Here is a 20,076-nt window from a genome sequence, read left to right on the forward strand (position 1 = left end):
TCCGGCATGGCACAATTCTTCATTCACCGCCCGGTCTTTGCCTGGGTTCTGGCCATCGTCACCATGCTGGCGGGAGCCTTTTCGATCTTCACTTTGCCGGTCTCGCAATATCCCGATATCGCGCCGACCACCGTGCGCATCACCGCCAATTATTCGGGCGCGACAGCGGTCGCGGTCCAGAACTCGGTCACCACCCCGATCGAGGATGCGCTGACCGGGCTTGATGGGTTGCTTTATACGGTCTCGTCCTCCTCGACCGGGCGCGCAACCATCACGCTAACCTTTGACGACAGCGTCGATCCGGTCGATGCGTTGAACGAGGTGCAATCCAAGGTCCGCTCGGTCGAAAGCCGCCTGCCGACGCCGGTGCAGACCTCGGGGGTCAGTGTCACCCGCTCGACCTCGTCGATCCTGATGGTCGGCGCGCTGGTCGATACCACCAACCGCTATAACCGCATCGAGCTTGGCAACCTGCTGGAAGAGGTCGTCGAAGGCCCGATCAAACGGGTCGAGGGCGTCGGCGGCGTCAATATTTTCGGCTCGGGCTATGCGATGCGGATCTGGCTGGATCCGCTGCGGCTGGCGCAATTCCAGCTCACGCCAGATGATATCACCGCCGCCGTCAAGGCACAGAACATGACGGTCTCGGTCGGCTCGCTCGGCACTCAGCCGGTGGTCACGGGCCAGCAGTTCACCGCGACGATCACCGCGCAAAGCCAGCTGACCTCGGTCGATGATTTCCGCAATATCTTGCTGAAATCCGGGGCCGACGGCGCGACTGTAACGCTGGGAGACGTGGCCGATATCGAGATCGGGCAAGAGCGTTACGGCTCGGATTCGCGCTTCAACCAGATGAACGCCTCGGGCTTTGGCGTGAACCTTGCCAATGGCGCCAATGCGGTCGAGACCGCCGCAGGCGTGCGCACGGCGCTGCAAAACCTCAAGGCGGCGCTGCCCGATGGTGTCGAGGTCCGCACCGCCTATGACACCGCGCCCTTTGTCGAACTGTCGATCGAGAAGGTCTATCACACGCTGATCGAGGCAATCGTCCTCGTGTTTCTGGTCATCCTGATCTTCCTGCAAAACTTCCGCGCAACGCTGATCCCAATCATCGCGGTGCCGGTCGTGTTGCTGGGCACCTTCGGCGTGCTGGCGGTGCTGGGCTATTCGATCAACACGCTGACGATGTTTGCCATGGTGCTGGCCATCGGCCTGCTGGTCGATGACGCCATCGTCGTCGTCGAAAACGTCGAGCGCGTCATGGCCGAGGACAATATCGGCCCGGTCGAGGCGACCGAGAAAAGCATGACCCAGATCACCGGCGCGCTGATCGGCATCGTCGTCGTTCTCTCGGCGGTGTTCTTGCCGATGGCCTTCATGCCGGGCTCGACCGGGGTGATCTATCGCCAATTCTCGGTGACGATCATCTCGGCCATGGTGCTGTCGCTCGCGGTGGCGCTGATCCTGACGCCGGCCATGTGCGCGACCATGCTCAAGCCGAACCACGGCCCGACCCGTTTTGCGCCCGCGCGCTGGTTTAACGCGGGTTTCGAGCGGCTGACCAACGGTTATGGCAGCACCGTCCGCCGCACCTTGCGCCGCCCCTTTCTGGTCATGGTCGTGCTGGCCGCGATGACCTTTGGCGTCGCCGATCTCTTTGGCCGCATGACCTCGACCTTCATCCCGACCGAGGATCAGGGCGTGCTTCAGGTGCAGGTCAATCTCTCGGAGGGCACGACCTCGGCGCAAACTGCGGCGGTGGTCGATCAGATCGAGACCTATCTCCTCAAGGACGAGAAAGAGACGGTCGATTCGGTCTTCACCGCGCTGGGGTTCGGCTTTGCGGGCACCTCGCAGGCTCGCGCGATGATGTTCGTGAAACTGCGCGATTTCGGCGAGCGCAGCACCGAGGCGCAATCGGCCAAGGCCCTTGCCGCGCGCGCCAATGCGAAATTCGGGAACAACCGCGCCGGGCGGATCACCTTCATGCAGCCTCCGGCGATTCCGGGTCTCGGCAACTCTTCCGGCTTCAGCATGTATCTGCTCGACCTGCCAAGCGCGGGCACGGATGCGCTGGGGCAGGCCTCGGATGCGCTGAAAGATCTCGCCGCCGCCGACAGCCGTCTGCAAAACGTTGAGGGCCGCAGTACCGATGCCGAGGCCGCTTTGCGCATCGACATCGACCAGCAGAAGGCGGAAAGCTTCGGGGTGAAAGTCACCGGGGTGAACTCGATGCTCTCGACCATCTTCGCCGGGACCGAGGTCAATGACTTCGCCCTCGGCGCACAGCTGCGCCCGGTTATTGTGCAGGGCAGCGCGCCGAACCGGATGCAGCCCGAGGATGTGGACAAGTGGTATGCCCGCAATAGCACGGGCGAAATGGTGCCCTTCACGGCGTTCATGTCCACCAGATGGGAGCCGGTCGCGCCCAGCCTCGCCCGCATCGACGGCATCAACGCGATCGAGGTCACCGGACAGGAAAGCGACAGCGCGAGCTCAGGCACCGCGATGGTCGCGATGGAAGAGCTCGTCCAGCAGATCCCGGGCGGCTATGGCTCGGCATGGACCGGGCTTGCCTATCAAGAGCGCCAATCCGGCAATCAGGCGCCCTATCTTTACGCGCTCTCGGTGCTCGTGGTCTTCCTGTCGCTGGCCGCGCTTTATGAAAGCTGGTCGATCCCCTTCTCGGTCATGCTGGCCGTGCCGGTGGGGGTTCTGGGGGCCGTGGTCGCCGCGCTCGCGCTTGGCCAAACCAATGATGTCTATTTCAAGGTCGGCATTCTCACGACCATCGGCCTTGCCGCGAAAAACGCGATCCTGATCGTCGAATTCGCCCGAGAGCTTGAGGGCAAGGGCCGCGCCACGGTCGAGGCCGCGATCGAGGCGGCAAAGCTGCGCCTGCGCCCGATCCTGATGACCTCGCTGGCCTTCATCCTTGGCGTTCTGCCTCTGGCGATTGCCACAGGCGCGGGGGCGGCGGCGCAGAACTCGATCGGGATCGGCGTGATGGGCGGGATGATTTCGGCGACCTTCCTTGGCATTTTCATGGTTCCGGGCTTTTATGTCGTCGTCCGCCGCCTGACGACGCGGCGCCAGAAAAAGGAACAAACCGCATGACCGACGCCTCTCCCCGTTTGACCTCGCTGGCGCATGGCGGCGGCTGCGGTTGCAAGCTGGCGCCCTCGGTGCTGCGCGAGCTTCTGGCCGATCAGCCGATTGCGCAGGCCTTTCCGCAGCTTCTGGTCGGAACCGAAACCGCAGATGACGCCGCCGTCTGGCAGGTCGATGACAACACCTGCGTGATCGCGACCACCGATTTCTTCATGCCGATGGTCGATGATCCGCGCGATTTCGGCCGCATCGCCGCGACCAATGCGATTTCGGATGTCTATGCGATGGGCGGGCGTCCGATCATGGCTTTGGCGATTCTGGGGATGCCGATCGACAAGATGGACCCCGCCGATATCCGCGAGATCCTTGCCGGCGGACGCGAGATCTGCGCCGAGGCGGGCATCCCAGTCGCGGGCGGCCATTCCATCGACGCGCCCGAGCCGATCTATGGCCTCGCCGTGATCGGCCTTTGCCATCCCTCGGAACTGCGCCGCAATGCCGAAGCGCGCCCCGGCGACCGGCTGATCCTGACCAAGGGCATCGGCGTCGGCATCTATTCGGCGGCGATCAAGAAGGGCCTGTTGAGCGAGGCCGGGCTGGCCGAGATGGTCGCGACGACCACGCTTCTGAACAAGGTCGGCCCCGATCTCGCGAAACTGCCCGAGGTCCATGCGATCACCGATGTCACCGGCTTCGGCATTCTCGGCCACGGGCTCGAGCTCGCGCGTGGTGCCGGGCTGCGGGTCACGCTGAACCTCGCCGATCTGCCTTTGCTCACGCAGGCCAGCGCGCTGGCGGAAAGCGGGCTGCTGACCGGAGCCTCGACGCGGAACTGGATGGCTTACGGCGAGGAGGTCGCCTTGCCCGAAGGCCTGCCGCTTTGGCAGCGCAACCTGCTGACCGATCCCCAGACCTCGGGCGGGCTTCTGGTCGCGGTCGCGCCTGAGGCCGCCGATCGCGTGCTCGCGCTGATTCGCGCGGCAGGTTATCCGCTCGCCGCGATCATTGGCGAGGTCGGTGCGGGCACACCGGGCATCACCGTCGTCTAAGATCGATGCCGGGCCCCTGCCCGGCATCCTCCGCTTTGCGCGCGGGCAGCGCCCGGAAATTTTGAAACTAAGCTGCTGATTTATCGCCATAACAGATCGGCCGCCCCGCGCGCCGCCGCCTGCGTCATGGCCCCGTATCCCTGAAATCCACCGATTGCGGCGCAACCTTTGCGCGTCACGCTCTGCTCCCAACGGGCAGAGCGGCATTGGTATTTTGTGCCGATACCCGGCCTTCCGCACAGGAATATGACACCGGACAAAACATGCTAAAAGGACATATTAAGGTTGATTAAGAAACTGTTAATATGTGTGATAACCCTAACCAGTCGGTCTTGTCGCAATGTCACACAAGTTATTGTTTTCGACCAACGAACTCCTCGATTCAGGCCTTCACGGAATTTCACAGACCTCGCCTTTGACGCGTTTTCCGCTCGGCGGCGCGCAGGCCTCTGCCCAAAGCTCTGCCCCTATTTCGGGCACAACCTCGCGGCGTTGGCTTGGCCTTAGCGTATCTGCGCTGCCGCTTGTCGCGGCGCTTACCATGCTTGCGACCACAGATGCGGCCCGGGCGGCGGATGCGGTTTGCGTCGATCCGAACAATCCCTCGGCCACGGTCGGCACGCCCGCCGGGACCGGCGATTCGGTTGCTTGCGGCGAGGGCGCGGTGACGGGTTCGGCGGCTTCGGTTGTGGTCGGCGCCAATGCGACGATTGACACCCATTCGAGCGGATCTCTGGCCTTTGGCAGCGGCGCGCATATCACCTACAGCCAAGGCGCGCTGGCCTTTGGTCAGAACGCGGGGGTCAACGGTGGTGACAGCCGGGCCGGGTATAACTCGAACGGCGCCGTGGCTTTGGGCAATGGCGCCACGATTGGCGCAAGCTCGGGCGGAGCGGCGGCCATCGGCAATGGTGCCACGATCGGCAGCTTCTCTTTCAACTCGATGGCCATCGGCAATGGCGCCTCGGTCTCGAACCAGAGCGAAAGCTCGGTTGCCTTGGGCAATGGAGCAACCATTTCGGGCGCAAACTCGAACTTCTCGGTGGCCCTTGGATATCGGGCGACCGCAAGCGCGCCCTGGGCGACCGCCATTGGCCAGAACGCGCTTGCTGGCGATCAGAGCACCACGGCCATCGGCTCGGGTGCGGCCGCCGTTTACAGCAATTCCATCGCCATCGGCTCGGGCGCGGTGACGACCTATTACAACACCATCGCGCTGGGGAACAACGCCAGCGCCGGAGGCCGTTTCGGCATCGCCTTGGGCAATGGCGCGGTCAGCCAGAACGACAATTCGGTGTCGATCGGCAGTGCGGCGCAGGCGGTGTGGTCGAACAGCATCGCGATCGGCAGCAATGCGCGGATCACCTATAACAACAGTGTCACCATTGGGTCGGATTCCAGCGCCGAGGGCAATGCCGTCGCGGTGGGCCAAAGTGCGACGGCGGCCGGAACCTTTGGCGTGGCCGTCGGCAATGGCGCCGTCGTCGGGCAGCGTGGCTATTACGGCGTGGCCATCGGCAACGGGGCAAGCGTGAGCACGAGCTATGGCGTCGCCATCGGCAACGGCGCGATCTCGGGCGAGGCCAATGCCTTGGCCGCAGGCAATGGCGCGACGGCCTCTGGGTTGTCGTCGCTGGCCTTTGGTCAGAGCGCTGTAGCGACGGCGCAAAACGCCATGGCCTTCGGCACCAGCAGCGCGGCGCGGGGCGCAAACAGCCTCGCCTTCGGGGCAAACAGCACGGCGTCGGCGGATAACAGCTTTGCCTTTGGCGCGAATGCCCAGGCCGGCACCGCCAACAGCGTGGCACTTGGCGCAAGCTCGCAGACAGCGGCGGCGGTCGGCACGGCCAGCGCGACGATTGCGGGCACGAGCTATACCTTCGCCGGGGGCACACCGGGCGGCACGATCTCGGTCGGCTCGGATACGCTTCAGCGCACGGTGACCAATGTCGCGGCAGGGCGGCTGAGCGGGACCTCGACCGATGCCGTGAATGGCAGCCAGCTTTTCGCCACCAATCAGGCGGTGAATGGGCTGAACACCAGCGTCACCAACCTCAACACCAATGCCCTGCAATGGAGCACCGCGCTTGGTGCTTATGACGCGAGCCATGGCTCGGGCGCGCCGCAGCAGATCACCAATGTCGCCGATGCCGCGCTGACGGGCAGCTCTACCGATGCGGTCAACGGCCGCCAGCTTTTCGCGACCAATCAGACCGTCGCCGGGCTGAACACCAATGTCACCAACCTCAACACCAATGCCCTGCAATGGAGCACCGCGCTTGGTGCTTATGACGCGAGCCACGGCTCGGGCGCGCCGCAGCGCATCACCAATGTCGCCGATGCCGCGCTCTCGGCCACGTCGAGCGATGCGGTCAACGGTCGCCAGCTTTTCGCGACCAATGAGCTGGTTTCCGGGTTGAGCAATGATCTGGGCAACCTCAACGCGAACGCGCTTTTGTGGAATGCCTCGATCTCGGCCTTCGACGCCGGGCGTGGCTTGGGCACCGCCCACCGCATCACCTATGTCGCCGCCGGAGATCTATCTGCCGCCTCGACCGATGCCGTCAATGGCAGCCAGCTTTATGCGACCAACCAGACCGTTGCGGGCCTGAGCACCAATGCGCTGCAATGGGACGCGACGCTTGGCGCCTATGACGCGAGCCATGGAACTGGCAGCGCGCAGAACATCACCAATGTCGCCGATGGCGCGCTGACCGGCACCTCAACCGATGCGGTCAACGGCAGCCAGCTTTATGCCACCAACCAGACCGTCGCGGGCCTGAGCACCGATCTTGGCAATCTCAACGCCAATGCGCTCTTGTGGAGCAGCGCGCTCGGAGCCTTTGACGCGAGCCGTGGCGGTGTCGCGCAGCGTATCACTTATGTCGCTGCCGGAGACCTTTCCGCCACCTCGACCGATGCCGTCAACGGTAGCCAGCTTTACGAGACGAACCAGACCGTCGCCAGCAATGCGGCCACGGTCAGCAGCTATCTGGGTGGCGGCGCGGATGTCACGAATGGCGTGGCGCCGAGCTATTCGGTGCAGGGCGGCACCCATCACGATGTCGGCTCGGCCCTGAATGCGGTCGATAACAATCTGACGACGCTCAACAATCAGATCACCAATGTGGCCCAAGGCGGCACGCGTTACTTCCAGTCGAACTCGACCGGCACCGGAGCCGCTGCCAGCGGCACCGACAGCACGGCGATCGGGGCCTCTTCGGTGGCATCCGGAACGAACAGCATCGCTGCCGGGACCAATGCGCAGGCCGAGGGCAGCAATGCCGTGGCGCTTGGCGCGAATGCGGTGGCGAGCAACACCGGCGATGTCGCGCTCGGTTCTGGTTCGGTGACGCAAACGGCGGTCCAGACCTCGACCATGGAGGTCAACGGCACGACCTATCAGGTCGCGGGCAATGCGACCTCGACGGTCTCGGTGGGCGCGGAGGGCGCCGAACGCACCATCACCAATGTCGCCGCGGGCCGGGTCAATGCGACCTCGACCGATGCGGTGAATGGCAGCCAGCTTAACGCCACCAATGAAGCGATCTCGCGGCTGGACAGCAGCATCGGCACGCTCAATCGCAATGCGGTGCAATATGACAGCACGGCGGCGGGCGGCCGGGGCAATTCGATCACGCTGCAAGGCGGCGATCCGTCTGCGCCGGTGCTGATCTCGAATGTCGCGGCGGGGGTCGCCAATACCGATGCGGTGAACGTGGCCCAGCTGCACGAAAGTGCCGCGACCACGCTGTCGACGGCGCGCAGCTATACCGATACGCGCTTCGAGGCGGCGGTGCGGCGTTCGCGCGAATATACCGACACCCGCGCGGCAGAGACGCTGCGCTCGGCCAATGCCTATACCGACGAGAAATTCGCCTCGCTGACCCGTGACATCGGTGATGTGCGCCGTCAGGCCGGTCAGGCGGCGGCGATCGGGCTTGCGGCCTCGTCGCTGCGCTATGACGACCGCCCGGGCAAACTGAGCGTCGCGATGGGGGGCGGCAATTGGAAAGGCGAGAACGCCATGGCGATGGGTCTGGGCTATACGTCGCTCGACCAATCGGTGCGCGCCAACCTGTCGGCGGCCAATGCCGGCGGCGATTGGGGCGTCGGTCTGGGCGTCAGCTTCACGCTGAACTGATGCCCAAGCGCCTGATCGCCTGCCTTGTCGCGGCTTTCGCCCTCACCGGCGCCCTTTGGGTCGGTGAGGGGAGCGCCCAGCAGGCGGCCCCTGCTCCTGCGGCGGCCCCGGCTCCGGCAACGGCCCCAAGCTTCAGCATCAAGCCCTCGGATGTAGCTTTGCCCGAGGGCGTCCCCTTGGGCCAATACCGCCGCATCATCATGCCCTTCCCGAACTGGACGCTGATCTGCGATGAAAACCTCGCGGCCAAACAGCGGATTTGCAATATCACGCAAAGCCTTGTCGATGCCGAGGGTCAGGACAGTTTCAGCTGGTCGCTCGCCTCGACCGCCGAGGGCCAGCCCTTGATGATCTTCCGCTTGCCGCCCGCCGTCGGCCCGCAAGGCCGGGTCGAGTTGGAATTGGGCGATGGCAAGGGGCTGGTTTCCGTGCCGGTGCGTGATTGCGCGGCGGGCGTCTGCATCGCCTATCAAAGCGTCGGCCCGCGCCTGCGCGAAGCGATCACGCGCGGCGGCACGGTGGGCATCGGCTATCGCCTGACCGGCGCGGCAGGCGCCTCCGATATCCGGTTCGCGGTGCCGCTCGACGGGCTCAATGCCGCGCTGGATGCGATCTAGCGCGAGCGCCTAAGGGTGCCCCCGGGTCAGATCATCTCCAGCGGCACGCGGCGGGTCGGTTCGGGGAAAAGCCGGTCGAGCGCCAGCGCCACCTCTTCGTGCAAGGTCAGATCAAGCCCTGCGGCTGCGACATTCGCCTCGACATGGGCAAGGCTGGCGGCCTTGGGAATCGCCACGGTGCCCGGGCGGTTCAGCACCCAGGCGAGCGCGAGCTGCGCGGGCGAGAGCTCCAGCCCCGCCGCCAGATCCGCCAATTCGCGATGGGCGGCCAGCCGACCCTGCTCGATCGGGCTATAGGCCATCAGCGGGATGCCTCGGCCCTCCAGCCAGGGCAGCAGATCGAATTCGGGCCCGCGCCGGGTGAGATTGTAAAGCACCTGATTGGCCGCGCAGCGCGTGCCGCCCGCCGCAATCAGATCCTCCATATCCTCTTCGTCGAGATTGCTGACGCCCCAATTGCGGATCAGCCCGCGCGCGCAGAGCTTTTCCATCGCGGCGACGGTCTCGGCCAAGGGCACCTCGCCGCGCCAATGCAGCAAGTAGAGATCCAGCCGGTCGGTCCCGAGCCGGCGCAGGCTGGCCTCGCAGGCGCGGGCGAGCCCCGTGGCCGAGGCGTTCCACGGATAGGCTTTCGAGACGAGATAGACCTTGTCGCGCTGACCAGCGATGGCTTCGGCGACCAGCTCTTCAGCACCGCCATCGGCATACATTTCAGCGGTGTCGATCAGGGTCAGGCCCCGCTCGATCCCGTGGCGCAGCGCCGCGATCTCGACCGCGCGTCGCGCCGGAAGCTCGGCCATTTTCCAGGTGCCCTGCCCGAGAGCCGGAACGATATCGCCCGAAGGGAATGTCACATTGCGCATCATTCCCCGATCCTGCCCTGCCCGGTGCCACCGCGCAAGCGCCCAGAGTCTCGGCGATTGAAGAAGGCCCTCGCGCGTGGCAAGTCTGGGACCCAAGATGCCAAGGAGGCCGCGATGAACGAAGACGAGCGCCGGGAAGCCGTTGCGATGGATCAGCCGCCCTTTGCCCATCTGCTTGGGCTCAAGGTGATCTCGGCCAGCCCCGACGAGGTCGTGGCCGAGCTGCCAGTGACGGTCGATCTGAGCAACCGCAATGGCGTGCTGCATGGCGGGGCGATCATGAGCTTTGCCGATAATGTCGGCGGCACCGCGACAATGATGAACCTCGCCGAAGGGATGTCGACGACCACGGTCGAAAGCAAGACCAACTTCCTGCGCCCGATCCGCATCGGCGACACCGCACGCGCAACCGCCATCGCGCTGCACAAGGGCCGCACGATGATGGTCTGGCAGACCTCGATCACACGCGGCGACGGCAAGCTCGCTGCCGTCGTCACGCAGACCCAGCTCGTGCTGGAGTGGAAAGACGGCTGATCGTTACGCGGCCGATCCCTCTTCGGCGCGGCCGATCGTCAGCGTAATCCCGCCGAGCCCGTCGATCCCGCCCTCAAGCCGGTCGCCCGCCGTCACCGCGCCCACGCCCGCGGGCGTGCCCGTCATGATGAGGTCGCCCGGCGCGAGATGATAAAGCCGCGACAGGTCGGCAATGATCTCGGCCACGCTCCAAACCATGTCCGAAAGATGCGCGTCCTGACGGATCTGCCCGTTCAGCGCCAGATGGATCCGCTGCGCTGCCACCGCCCCGAAAGCCGCGCGCCGGGTCAGCGGGCCAAGCACCGCCGAGCCCTCGACATCCTTGCCCGTATCCCAAGGCTGGCGCTTGTCCTTGGACCGCGCCTGAAGGTCGCGGCGGGTCATATCAAGGCCCAAACCATAGCCAAAGACCACGTTTTCCACCTGATCGGCCCCAATCCGGAAGGCCGGAGCGCCGATGGCGACGACCAGTTCAAGCTCGTAATGGAAGTCTGCGGTCCCCGGCGGATAGGGCAGAACCGTGCCGCTTTCTTGCACCGCATGGGGTCCCTTGAGGAAGTAGAACGGCGCCTCGCGATCGACCTCATTGCCCATCTCTGCGGCATGGGCGGCATAGTTGCGTCCGACGCAGAAAATGCGGTTGACCGGATAGCGCCCCGCCTCATCATGGACCGCAATGGATTTCGGCGCGGCCGGGGGAAAGAGCATTTCAGTCATTTCTGCCTCCTGACGAAAGCCTCCGCAGGCAAGCGGAGGCCAGCAATACCAGCAAAGGCTAACGAATTTCACCTGCTCGCTGCCGTTGCCGAGCCGGGAGTTTCGTGGCAATAGAGATCAAAAGCAATCAAGAGCAGGCTTCGACGATGACCGATTTCGCGCAGCGCCGCACTATGATGGTCGACACTCAGGTCCGGCCGAATGACGTGACCAGCTATCCCGTGATCGAGGCGATGCTGAACGTCCCGCGCGAGGAGTTCGTTCCCGACGCCCTCCGCGATGTCGCCTATACCGGAGAGAACATTCCTCTCGGTCACGGACGGGTCGAACTAGAGCCCCGCACCCTCGGCCGCCTTCTGGAATCTCTGGACATCCAGACCAGCGATTTCGTTCTGCATCTGGGCTGTGGTTATGGCTATGCCTCGGCTGTGATCGCCCGCATCGCCGAAGGCGTGGTCGCGGTCGAGCAGGACCCCGACATGGCCAGTGCCGCGCAAGCGCGCCTGACCGATGCCGAAATTTTCAATGTCGCCGTCACGCAGGGCGACATGGCCGCGGGCTGGCCGGGACAGGCGCCTTATGACGCCATCCTGATCGGCGGCGCGATCGAGACGCTTCCCGACGCCGTGGCCGAGCAGCTGCGTGAAGGTGGACGGATCGCTGCGGTTTTCGTCGAGAATCAGCTGGGCATCGCCCGGATCGGGCACAAGCTCGATGGCCGGATCAACTGGCGCTACGCCTTCAATGCCTTCGCGCCGGTCCTTCCCGGCTTCAATCGCACCCCGAGCTTCGCGCTTTGATCGTGAACAGAAAGGCCCGGAGATGATCGCAAAAACTCTCAAGACCCTGCGTCGGCCGCTTTTTGCTGCCCTTCTCGCAGGTGCGCTGGCCGCCCCGGCTGCTGCAGAAACGCTGGCCGACACCATGGTCGACGCCTATCGCCACTCGGCTCTGCTCGATCAAAACCGCGCCGTTCTGCGGGCTGCCGATGAAGATGTCGCAACCGCGATCTCGGCGCTGCGTCCGGTGGTGCAGTGGATCCTCAAGCAAAGCTTCCAGCGCGGCGATACCACGCAGAACGGCTTCTACATCAACACCCGCCAGACCTCGCTGGCACTGCAGGCCCAGATCACGCTCTATGATTTCGGTCGCTCGCAATTTGCCATCGACGCGGCGAAGGAAAACGTGCTCGCGACCCGCTCGGCACTGGTCGGCGTCGAGCAGGACGTGCTCTTGTCGGCGGTTCAGGCCTATCTGAACGTGCGCAGCGCGATGGAGCAGGTCGATCTGCAAGAAAACTCGGTCCGCGTGCTGTCGCAAGAAGAGCGCGCCGCCAAGGACCGCTACGAGGTCGGTGAGATCACGCTGACCGACGTGTCGCAGGCCGATGCCGCCGTCGCCGCCGCGCGCGCCTCGCTGGCCGCCGCGCAGGGCAATCTGGAAGTCGCGCGCGAGACCTATCAAACCGTGACCGGCCATATGCCGAAAAACCTCGCGGCCCCGCCGAAACCGCCGAAACTGCCGCCCTCGCTTGATCAGGCGCGGATGGTTGCGCAAAAGACCCATCCGGGGATTGCACAGGCCCAGCACCTCACCGCCGCCGCCGAGCTTGGCGTCTCGGGGGCCGCGGCACAGCGCAACCCGACGATCACCGGCTCGGTCGGGGTGACCAGCTCGCGCACCCATACCTCAGCAACCGATCGCTCGCAGACGACCGATGTCGGCGTTGCCTCGATCGACATGTCGCAGACGATCTATTCGGGCGGCGCGCTGTCCGCCGCGCATCGCAAAGCCATGGCGCAGCGCGATTCGGCTCGGGCACAGCTTCTGAACACCTCGCGTCAGGTCAACCAGTCGGTCGGCACCTCCTGGTCGCGGATCGACGTGGCCCGCGCGCAGATCAAAGCGATTTCGGAACAGATCGCGGCGGCGCAACAGGCCTATGACGGCGTGCGCGAGGAAGCGACGCTTGGCGCACGGACGACGCTGGATGTGCTCGATGCAGAGCAAAGCCTGCTCGTCGCCCGCGCCAACATGATTTCGGCCGAGGTTGATCTGCAATTAGCATATTATCAACTTTTGTCCTCTATGGGTTTGCTGACGGTAGAAAACCTGAAGCTCGGGATCCCGACCTATGACCCATCGGCCTATTACAATGCGGTGCGTAACGCGCCCTACACCAGCACGCAGGGCAAAAGCCTTGATCGCGTGCTGCGCGCCATCGGCAAGTCTGAATAAGACCAGCTTCGAACCGGCTTCAGCCTGGCGGGGTGCCCGCCATGGCTGAACCGGCACCTCAGGCACATCCCGCCGAAACCTCGGAAAACATCGGTGACGTTCTCGCCTCGATCCGCCGCCTGATCGCTCAAGATGAGGCCAATCGGGCCAGCAGCGATCCCGGACAGCGCCTGCGCCAAGTCGCGCTTCAACAAGCCGAAGAACGGCGCAGCGCCCATCCCACGCCTTCGGCCAGCGAACATGAACCGCCGCTGGTGCTCGGCCATCCCGATCTGGTCCCGCCTGCGCGCCCGCCTTTCCGGCAGCCGACGCTCTCGATGCCGCGGATGCGCCCCGCGGCAGAGGACCGGGTCTTCGCCGCACAAGCAACCGGCGGCCCGGTTGTGCTGAATGAGGGCGGCTCCCCGCGCGAGCTGCACCAAGCGCCCGTGATCGCGCCCCAGCCCCAGCTCGCCGCCGTTAATGCCGAGGCGATCGCAGCGCAAACGGATGCCCCTGCGCCTTTGACGGCCCATGCGCCGGCCTTTGCGGGACGCCCGCTTCGCGCCGAAACCCCGCCCTCCGCCGCAGAGATCGCGGCACATCCGGACGCAGCCGAGACGCCGCCCGCTGAGCCCGCGCTGACGGCTCACGTTCCCGCAGAAAGCCCGACCCGTGAGCATCCGCTCGCAGTAGCCCCGCCGCCCCCTGCCGCTCTGGCCGAGGGGGAGGGCGAGAGCGAGGACTTCCACCTTTTCCTCATGCCCGAGGATGAGAACCCGCATGAAGAGCTTCTGCGTGGCCTGATCCGCGAGGCCATCCGCGACGAGCTTCAGGGCGAGCTCGGCGGCCAATTCAGCCGCAACCTGCGCCGCGTCATCCGCTCAGAGATCGAGCTGGCGCTGCGCCGCATGGGCGGCCTGCGCTAAACAAAAGGGCGGACCTTGCCGGTCCGCCCGTCTCGCTGTTCCGAGCCTTTGCGCTCAGTTCAGATATTTCTCGGGATCGACGCTTTCAAAGCCGTTGCGGACCTCGAAATGGACGATGCCCTGATTGCGGGCCTTGCCCAAGGGCGTGCCCGCGCTGACCTTCTCGCCTTTCGAGACGCTGACATTGTCGAGCCCGGCATAGACGGTCATCAAATTGCCGTCGTGACGCACCACGATGATCGGGACATTGTCGACATCGCGGGTGATCGCGGCGACCGTGCCCGCGCCAGCCGCGCTGACAGTCGATCCCGGCGCCGCCGAAATGTCGATCCCGTCGTTCTTGCCCTTGGCATAGGTCCGGGCGATGGCACCGTTGACCGGCATCCGGAAACGTCCATTGCCCGAAGCCGCCGTGCGCGAGGCACCCATATTGTTTTGTGGCACCGCAACCGGGGTCGAGTTCGGCACCGTTTTTTCTTTGGGCAAAGGCTCGGTCGAGGACGGCGGAGCGGGCGTCGGGCTGCCCGCGCCGGGCGCCGTCACCGTGGCAACCGCGCTTTTCGGGGCAGCAGCGCCCGCGACCGGGATCAGCAGATGCTGACCAGTACGCAGCGACATATCGCCCGAGAGCCCGTTCCATTTGGCCAGATCATTGACCGTGACATTATATTTGCGCGCCACTGACCAGGCGGTCTCGCCCGCAGCGACGATATGCTGCTTGGGCTGGGCGCCGGTCTGGGCCGAAACCGGGGTCGCGGGTTTGGTGCCTGCGGGCGCGAGCGTTTTCGAGGTCACGCCCTCATCGCTCGACGCGGTCGGGCGGCCGCTCGCCTGCCCGGCGAAGGGATCGGTAACCTGCCCGGTCGTCGAGATGACGCCACCGCGCGGGCCGGTGCTTTCCGCCACACGGGTCGGCAGCGCCACCACCGCGCCATTGTTCAGCACCACATTCGGATCGAGCGCGTTATATTGCGCAAGCGAGCCCGCGCTCAGCCCCAGCCGCGCGGCGATGGTGCCGACCGTATCGCCCTGCCGCGCGATCGCGACCTGATAGCCCGGGTAAGAGATCACGCCGCGCTGGTCGGGCTCGGGACGCGGGGCAGCCGCCGCGGCCGCGCCGATGGTGTTCAGCCCGCCAGAGCGGAAATCGGGGTCGAAATTGCTGAGGGTCGGGCCGTTATATTCGCCGTTCGGACCGCAAGAGGCCAGCGCCAGCGTCGTGGCCGAGGCCAAAGCCCAGAATTTAAAGCCTGTCATACACCCGTCCTTGTGTGCTCATTCCTGTGGGGGTCATGTCTGTCCCAACCCCTCGACCAGCGGTACGAAACGCACCTGCCGCAACTCATCGTAATCAAAGCCAGTTTCGGTCCGGCGCACGCGGATCAGGGTCTGCACGGCATCCGACTGCCCGACCGGCACGACCATGATACCGCCGATCTTGAGCTGCGCCAAGAGCGGCCCCGGCGGGTCCTCGGCGGCGGCGGTGACAATAATGCGATCAAAGGGCGCTTGCTCGGGCAGCCCGTAAGAGCCATCCGCGACCCGCGTCGTGATATTCGATAGATCGAGCTGGCGGAAAATCTCTTCGGCCTCGACCACCAGACGGCGGTGGCGATCAACGGTATAGACCCGGCGGCACAGAAGCGCGAGGATCGCGGCCTGATAGCCCGAGCCCGTCCCCACTTCGAGCACCTTGTCGCGGTCGCCGACCTCAAGCGCCTGCGTCATCAGCCCGACCACCGAGGGCTGGCTGATGGTCTGGCCGCAGGGGATCGGCAGCGGCGTGTCCTCATAGGCACGGTCCTCGAAATGGCCGCGCACGAAAACGCCACGGTCAATCCGCTCCATCGCCGCAAGAACGCGCGGATCGGTCACCCCGCGCGAGCGCAGGTGGAAGAGAAAGCGCATCTTGCGCTCGGGGAGATCGTCCGGATCGGTCATCCCTGGTCAAACACTCCGCGCAGGTCCCGAAGGCTGTCATGGCAGGTCAGATCGGCGCGCATCGGCGTGACCGAGACATAGCCCTGCAGGTTGAGATCGACATCGCTGCCCTCGGTCGCGGCAACCGTCTGCGAGCCGCCGACGGCCCAGAGAAACTGCCGCCCGCTTGGCGAGGCTGCCGGCGCGACGCTGAAATTCGAGCCATGCCGCCGCCCCTGAGCCGCCGCGCGCGTGCCCTTGACCTCGCTGGCCGGGCAGGCCGGGAAATTCACGTTGTAAAACAGCCGATAGGCGTCATCCGCGCCCCAGGCGCCGTGATCGAGCAGTTGGCGAATGATCGCGGGGGCATGCATGCGCGCGGCCTCGAACGGATCGGCAAGGCCGTTGTTGCCCTTGCCCATATATTGCGACAAAGCCATTGCCGGGACGCCTTGCAGCGCGGCCTCCATCGCGGCGCCGATCGTGCCGGAATAAACGGCATTCTCACCCGAGTTGTTGCCCCGGTTCACCCCCGACAGCACGAGATCGGGCGGGCAATCCTTGAGCACATGGTAAAGCGCCGCCAGCACACAATCGGCCGGGCTGCCCTCGGCGGCAAAGCGGCGCGGGCCAAGCTCGGCGATCATGGTCGGATGGGTATAGCTGATCGCGTGACCGACGCCGGATTGCTCGAAGGCCGGGGCGACGGTCCAGACCTCGCCTTCGGGACCGGCCACCTCACGGGCGATTGCTGTCAGCGCCTCAAGGCCCGGAGCATTGATGCCGTCGTCATTGGTGATGAGAATCCGCATGTTGTCGTCCGTCCCCTGCGTCGCGCCGCCCCTGCCATGATTAACCGGCAGGCGAGTCGGCGACAAGACAAAGGAAAACTCTCAGTTGTCAACAAATCCGCTCTATTGTGACACTCTGTTCATTTGACGCCGCGAGAGCACGCAGGCAGTATCCCGCCGAGCGCTTCTTCCGGACAAAACATGCAGATCTACCTTCCCATTGCTGAGGTCGTCGTCAATTCGCTGACATTGGTGGGCTTGGGGGGAATCGTCGGCGTGATGAGCGGCCTTTTCGGGGTCGGCGGCGGCTTTCTGATCACGCCGCTGTTGTTCTTCATCGGCATCCCGCCCGCGATTGCGGTGGCGACCGGGGCCAATCAGGTCGTGGCCTCGTCCTTTTCCGGCGTGCTCGCGCATCTCAAGCGCAAGACGGTTGATTTCCGCATGGGCTGGGTGCTGTTAGCGGGCGGTCTGGTCGGCTCGTCGATCGGGGTGATGATCTTCAACTTCCTCGCCCGGCTCGGTCAGGTCGATCTGGTCGTCCAGCTGTGCTATGTCGTCTTTCTCGGCCTGATCGGCACGCTGATGTTCAAGGAGAGCCTCAGCGCGATCCGCGCCTCGCGCGCCGGGCCGGTCCTGCGCAAGAAGCGCCACCAACACGGCTGGGTCCATCGCTGGCCCGGCAAGATGAAATTCCGCGCCTCGGGCCTTTATATCAGCGTCATCCCGCCTTTGCTGGTCGGCGCCGCGGTCGGCGTGTTGGGCGCGATCATGGGGGTCGGCGGCGGATTCATCATGGTGCCCGCGATGATCTATCTGCTTGGGATGCCAACGAAAGTCGTCATCGGAACCTCGCTCTTTCAGATCACCTTTCTGTCGGCCTATACGACGCTGATGCATGCGATCTATTCGAATACGGTCGATATCATGCTCGCGGTGCTGCTGATCGTCGGCGGCGTGGTGGGGGCGCAGATCGGCGCCAATCTGGGCGCGAAGCTGCGCGCCGAGCAGTTGCGCATCCTGATGGCGCTCTTGGTGCTGGCGGTCTGCGGCAAGCTGGCGCTCGATCTCTTTATGACGCCGACCGATCTTTACTCGATCACGCCGGGGCTGATCGGATGACGCTGCGCGCTTTCTGCCTCGCCTTGCTTCTCGGCTCTGCCCTGCCCGCGCTGGCGCAGGAAAGCTATCCGAACCACAGCGATCCCGCGCTTAGCCCGGCGGCACGCCCGCCGCGCCCGGCCGAGCAGGTCGTCGCGGGCCTGTCCCATAAGGATGTCAATATCACGACCAATTTCGACGGGTCGGACATCATCATTTACGGCGCGATCAAGCGCGAGACGCCGATCCCCTTCGGCCCGCCGCTCGATGTCATCGTCACCGTCGAGGGCCCCGCGCAATCGCTGACCATCCGCAAGAAAGAGCGCCATCTCGGCCTGTGGATCAACACCGAGAGCGTTCGGATCGGTGCGGCACCCGGCTTTTACGTCGTCGCCACCACCGGCCCGCTCGACAAGATCCTGACGCCCGAGCAGGACGCGAGCTACCGCATCTCGATCCCGCGCGCGATCCGCGCCTTTGCCGGGCCGATCACGGTCTCTGATACCGTGCCCTTCACCGAGGCGCTGGTGCGGCTGCGCGAGGAAAGCGATGCCTACCGGTTGGACGAGGGCGCGGTCACCGTGGTCGAGCAGACCCTCTTCCGCGCCGATGTGAAAATGCCCGCCAATCTGATCGAGGGCGATTATTCGACCCGCATTTTCCTGTTGCGCAACGGCGAGGTCATCGACACCTATCGCGCCCCGATCGAGGTGCGCAAAGTCGGGCTCGAGCGCTGGCTTTACCATCTCGCGATGGCGCAGCCCTTCCTTTACGGGCTGATGTCGCTGGCGATTGCAATTGCGGCGGGCTGGGCGGCTTCGGTGGCGTTCCGCGCCCTGCGGCGGAAATAGTCAGTCGCGCCGGAAGGGGCTCCAATCGCCGAGCTCTTCGATTTCATCGCAGACCGCGTCCCGCTCGCGTTCCAGATATTCGGCAACCGCGCGGCGGAAACCGGCATCGGCGATCCAATGGATCGAATGGGTCTGCTTGGGCAAATAGCCGCGCGCGAGCTTGTGTTCGCCCTGCGCGCCCGCCTCGACCCGCGCCTTGCCATGCGCAATCGCCCAGTCGATCGCCTGATAATAGCAAAGCTCGAAATGCAGGAAGGGCACCTCTTCGACGCAGCCCCAATAGCGCCCGTAAAGCGCATCCGCGCCGATGAAGTTCAGCGCGCCCGCAATCGCCTGACCCTCGCGGAGCGCCAGAACCAGCACGACATCGTCGCGCATCGTCTGGTGGATCTGGTCGAAAAACGCCCGCGTCAGATAGGGACGACCCCATTTGCGCGAGCCGGTGTCCTGATAAAAGCGCCAGAAGGCCTCCCAATGCGCGGGTTCGATCTCGGCGCCCGAGAGCACCCGGATCTCGCCGCCAAAGGCCTGCGCACGCTCACGCTCTTTGCGGATGTTCTTGCGCTTGCGCGAGGACAGCGCCGCGAGGAAATCGTCAAAGCTGGCATAACCGTCGTTCAGCCAGTGATATTGCTGCGAGATGCGCGGCAGAAAGCCCACTGCCGCGCCCAACTCTGCCTCGGCCTCGGTGCAGAAGGTGATATGGGCGCTGGAAAAGCCCGATTGCGCTGTGACCTGCGCCATGGCCTGCAAGAGCGCGCCCTGCACCTGCGGATCGCGCGCGATCAGGCGCGGGCCGGTGACCGGCGTGAAGGGCACCGCCGCTTGCAGCTTGGGGTAATACTCGCCGCCCGCGCGCTGCCACGCCTCGGCCCAGCCATGATCGAAGATATATTCGCCCTGCGAATTCGTCTTGAGATAGCAAGGCGCGACGCCAACCACGACCTCGTCCAGCCGCGCGACCAGATGGCTCGCATACCAGCCATTGCGCTCGCCGACCGAGCCGGATGCTTCAAGCGCCGCGAGAAAGCGATGGGAGGTGAAGGGATTGCCGCCATCACCACAGCCATCCCATTCGGCGGCGGTGATCCCGGAGATCGAGCTGAGGACAGAGACGGTAAGTTCGGCCATAGTGAGAAGCTAGGTCTTCGGCGCGCGGGCGCAAGGCCCCATTCGGGGCTTATCGCGCCGCCGTGAAGACAGAGCCGCCGGTCCACCCGACGGCCCGCTTT

General features: G+C 65.0%; 16 protein-coding genes. 10 read left to right on the forward strand and 6 right to left on the reverse strand.

What is annotated here, in order from left to right; translation table 11 throughout:
* The first annotated feature begins 6 nt into the window (after positions 1–6).
* The 4 genes from JCM7686_RS16585 to JCM7686_RS16600 all read left to right on the forward strand — a co-directional run bounded on the left by JCM7686_RS16585 (position 7) and on the right by JCM7686_RS16600 (position 8,921).
* Complete coding sequence (locus tag JCM7686_RS16585) at positions 7–3,117, forward strand: efflux RND transporter permease subunit (protein ID WP_020951950.1); 3,111 nt, start codon at positions 7–9, stop codon at positions 3,115–3,117.
* Entirely contained in the window at positions 3,114–4,160 is a 1,047-nt protein-coding gene (gene selD, locus JCM7686_RS16590) for a selenide, water dikinase SelD (RefSeq protein WP_020951951.1), read from the forward strand. Before JCM7686_RS16585 ends, selD begins: the two co-directional genes overlap by 4 nt.
* A 541-nt stretch (positions 4,161–4,701) precedes the next feature.
* Entirely contained in the window at positions 4,702–8,304 is a 3,603-nt protein-coding gene (locus JCM7686_RS16595) for a YadA-like family protein (RefSeq protein WP_158442374.1), read from the forward strand.
* Positions 8,304–8,921, forward strand: coding sequence for an invasion associated locus B family protein (locus JCM7686_RS16600; RefSeq protein WP_041527427.1), 618 nt, complete (start codon positions 8,304–8,306; stop codon positions 8,919–8,921). Before JCM7686_RS16595 ends, JCM7686_RS16600 begins: the two co-directional genes overlap by 1 nt.
* Before the next feature lie 26 nt (positions 8,922–8,947).
* Here JCM7686_RS16600 and JCM7686_RS16605 read toward each other — a convergent pair whose 3' ends face one another.
* Positions 8,948–9,787 (reverse strand): aldo/keto reductase, encoded by an 840-nt coding sequence (locus tag JCM7686_RS16605; protein WP_020951954.1) that lies wholly within the window; start codon positions 9,785–9,787, stop codon positions 8,948–8,950.
* A 111-nt stretch (positions 9,788–9,898) separates the two neighbouring features.
* Between JCM7686_RS16605 and JCM7686_RS16610 the strand changes: the two genes are divergently transcribed.
* Positions 9,899–10,318 carry a PaaI family thioesterase gene (locus JCM7686_RS16610; RefSeq protein WP_020951955.1) on the forward strand — a complete coding sequence of 140 codons (420 nt, stop codon included), beginning with the start codon at positions 9,899–9,901 and terminating at the stop codon, positions 10,316–10,318.
* A 3-nt stretch (positions 10,319–10,321) separates the two neighbouring features.
* Here JCM7686_RS16610 and JCM7686_RS16615 read toward each other — a convergent pair whose 3' ends face one another.
* Positions 10,322–11,035: a fumarylacetoacetate hydrolase family protein gene (locus JCM7686_RS16615; RefSeq protein WP_020951956.1), complete on the reverse strand. Its 714-nt coding sequence runs from the start codon at positions 11,033–11,035 to the stop codon at positions 10,322–10,324.
* Between the two features lie 146 nt (positions 11,036–11,181).
* On the opposite strand from JCM7686_RS16615, the gene JCM7686_RS16620 reads away from it, so the two are divergent.
* From JCM7686_RS16620 to JCM7686_RS16630, 3 genes are read left to right on the forward strand one after another with little or no spacing between them, the layout of a single operon-like run.
* On the forward strand, positions 11,182–11,835 hold the full coding sequence (locus JCM7686_RS16620; RefSeq protein WP_041527428.1) for a protein-L-isoaspartate O-methyltransferase family protein: 654 nt from the start codon (positions 11,182–11,184) through the stop codon (positions 11,833–11,835).
* Positions 11,836–11,857: 22 nt separating this feature from the next.
* On the forward strand, positions 11,858–13,273 hold the full coding sequence (locus JCM7686_RS16625) for a TolC family outer membrane protein (RefSeq protein ID WP_041527429.1): 1,416 nt from the start codon (positions 11,858–11,860) through the stop codon (positions 13,271–13,273).
* Positions 13,274–13,314: 41 nt separating this feature from the next.
* A complete protein-coding gene (locus JCM7686_RS16630; protein ID WP_020951959.1) occupies positions 13,315–14,181 on the forward strand; it encodes a hypothetical protein in 867 nt (288 codons plus the stop codon).
* Positions 14,182–14,235: 54 nt separating this feature from the next.
* Here the strand turns inward: JCM7686_RS16630 and JCM7686_RS16635 are convergent, their stop codons facing one another.
* The 3 genes from JCM7686_RS16635 to surE are packed head-to-tail and all read right to left on the reverse strand — an operon-like array spanning position 14,236 to position 16,913.
* Positions 14,236–15,438: a M23 family metallopeptidase gene (locus JCM7686_RS16635; RefSeq protein WP_020951960.1), complete on the reverse strand. Its 1,203-nt coding sequence runs from the start codon at positions 15,436–15,438 to the stop codon at positions 14,236–14,238.
* A gap of 33 nt (positions 15,439–15,471) precedes the next feature.
* Entirely contained in the window at positions 15,472–16,122 is a 651-nt protein-coding gene (locus JCM7686_RS16640) for a protein-L-isoaspartate(D-aspartate) O-methyltransferase (RefSeq protein ID WP_020951961.1), read from the reverse strand.
* Complete coding sequence (gene surE / locus JCM7686_RS16645) at positions 16,119–16,913, reverse strand: 5'/3'-nucleotidase SurE (protein ID WP_020951962.1); 795 nt, start codon at positions 16,911–16,913, stop codon at positions 16,119–16,121. Before surE ends, JCM7686_RS16640 begins: the two co-directional genes overlap by 4 nt.
* 180 nt (positions 16,914–17,093) lie before the next feature.
* Between surE and JCM7686_RS16650 the strand changes: the two genes are divergently transcribed.
* Entirely contained in the window at positions 17,094–18,014 is a 921-nt protein-coding gene (locus tag JCM7686_RS16650) for a sulfite exporter TauE/SafE family protein (protein ID WP_020951963.1), read from the forward strand.
* Positions 18,011–18,844, forward strand: a complete 834-nt coding sequence (locus JCM7686_RS16655; RefSeq protein WP_020951964.1) for a TIGR02186 family protein — start codon at positions 18,011–18,013, stop codon at positions 18,842–18,844. Before JCM7686_RS16650 ends, JCM7686_RS16655 begins: the two co-directional genes overlap by 4 nt.
* Here JCM7686_RS16655 and JCM7686_RS16660 read toward each other — a convergent pair whose 3' ends face one another.
* On the reverse strand, positions 18,845–19,975 hold the full coding sequence (locus tag JCM7686_RS16660) for a GNAT family N-acetyltransferase (RefSeq protein WP_020951965.1): 1,131 nt from the start codon (positions 19,973–19,975) through the stop codon (positions 18,845–18,847).
* Between the last annotated feature and the right edge of the window lie 101 nt (positions 19,976–20,076).

The sequence above is a fragment of the Paracoccus aminophilus JCM 7686 genome, assembly GCF_000444995.1.
GTDB classification, from domain to species: domain Bacteria; phylum Pseudomonadota; class Alphaproteobacteria; order Rhodobacterales; family Rhodobacteraceae; genus Paracoccus; species Paracoccus aminophilus.

What these genes read in the sequence shown, in the direction of transcription:
- JCM7686_RS16585 (WP_020951950.1), top strand. Translation starts at nt 7, where the DNA reads ATGGCACAATTCTTCATTCACCGCCCGGTCTTTGCCTGGGTTCTGGCC.
- selD (WP_020951951.1), top strand. Translation starts at nt 3,114, where the DNA reads ATGACCGACGCCTCTCCCCGTTTGACCTCGCTGGCGCATGGCGGCGGC.
- JCM7686_RS16595 (WP_158442374.1), top strand. Translation starts at nt 4,702, where the DNA reads ATGCTTGCGACCACAGATGCGGCCCGGGCGGCGGATGCGGTTTGCGTC.
- JCM7686_RS16600 (WP_041527427.1), top strand. Translation starts at nt 8,304, where the DNA reads ATGCCCAAGCGCCTGATCGCCTGCCTTGTCGCGGCTTTCGCCCTCACC.
- JCM7686_RS16605 (WP_020951954.1), bottom strand. Translation starts at nt 9,787, where the DNA reads ATGATGCGCAATGTGACATTCCCTTCGGGCGATATCGTTCCGGCTCTC.
- JCM7686_RS16610 (WP_020951955.1), top strand. Translation starts at nt 9,899, where the DNA reads ATGAACGAAGACGAGCGCCGGGAAGCCGTTGCGATGGATCAGCCGCCC.
- JCM7686_RS16615 (WP_020951956.1), bottom strand. Translation starts at nt 11,035, where the DNA reads ATGACTGAAATGCTCTTTCCCCCGGCCGCGCCGAAATCCATTGCGGTC.
- JCM7686_RS16620 (WP_041527428.1), top strand. Translation starts at nt 11,182, where the DNA reads ATGACCGATTTCGCGCAGCGCCGCACTATGATGGTCGACACTCAGGTC.
- JCM7686_RS16625 (WP_041527429.1), top strand. Translation starts at nt 11,858, where the DNA reads ATGATCGCAAAAACTCTCAAGACCCTGCGTCGGCCGCTTTTTGCTGCC.
- JCM7686_RS16630 (WP_020951959.1), top strand. Translation starts at nt 13,315, where the DNA reads ATGGCTGAACCGGCACCTCAGGCACATCCCGCCGAAACCTCGGAAAAC.
- JCM7686_RS16635 (WP_020951960.1), bottom strand. Translation starts at nt 15,438, where the DNA reads ATGACAGGCTTTAAATTCTGGGCTTTGGCCTCGGCCACGACGCTGGCG.
- JCM7686_RS16640 (WP_020951961.1), bottom strand. Translation starts at nt 16,122, where the DNA reads ATGACCGATCCGGACGATCTCCCCGAGCGCAAGATGCGCTTTCTCTTC.
- surE (WP_020951962.1), bottom strand. Translation starts at nt 16,913, where the DNA reads ATGCGGATTCTCATCACCAATGACGACGGCATCAATGCTCCGGGCCTT.
- JCM7686_RS16650 (WP_020951963.1), top strand. Translation starts at nt 17,094, where the DNA reads ATGCAGATCTACCTTCCCATTGCTGAGGTCGTCGTCAATTCGCTGACA.
- JCM7686_RS16655 (WP_020951964.1), top strand. Translation starts at nt 18,011, where the DNA reads ATGACGCTGCGCGCTTTCTGCCTCGCCTTGCTTCTCGGCTCTGCCCTG.
- JCM7686_RS16660 (WP_020951965.1), bottom strand. Translation starts at nt 19,975, where the DNA reads ATGGCCGAACTTACCGTCTCTGTCCTCAGCTCGATCTCCGGGATCACC.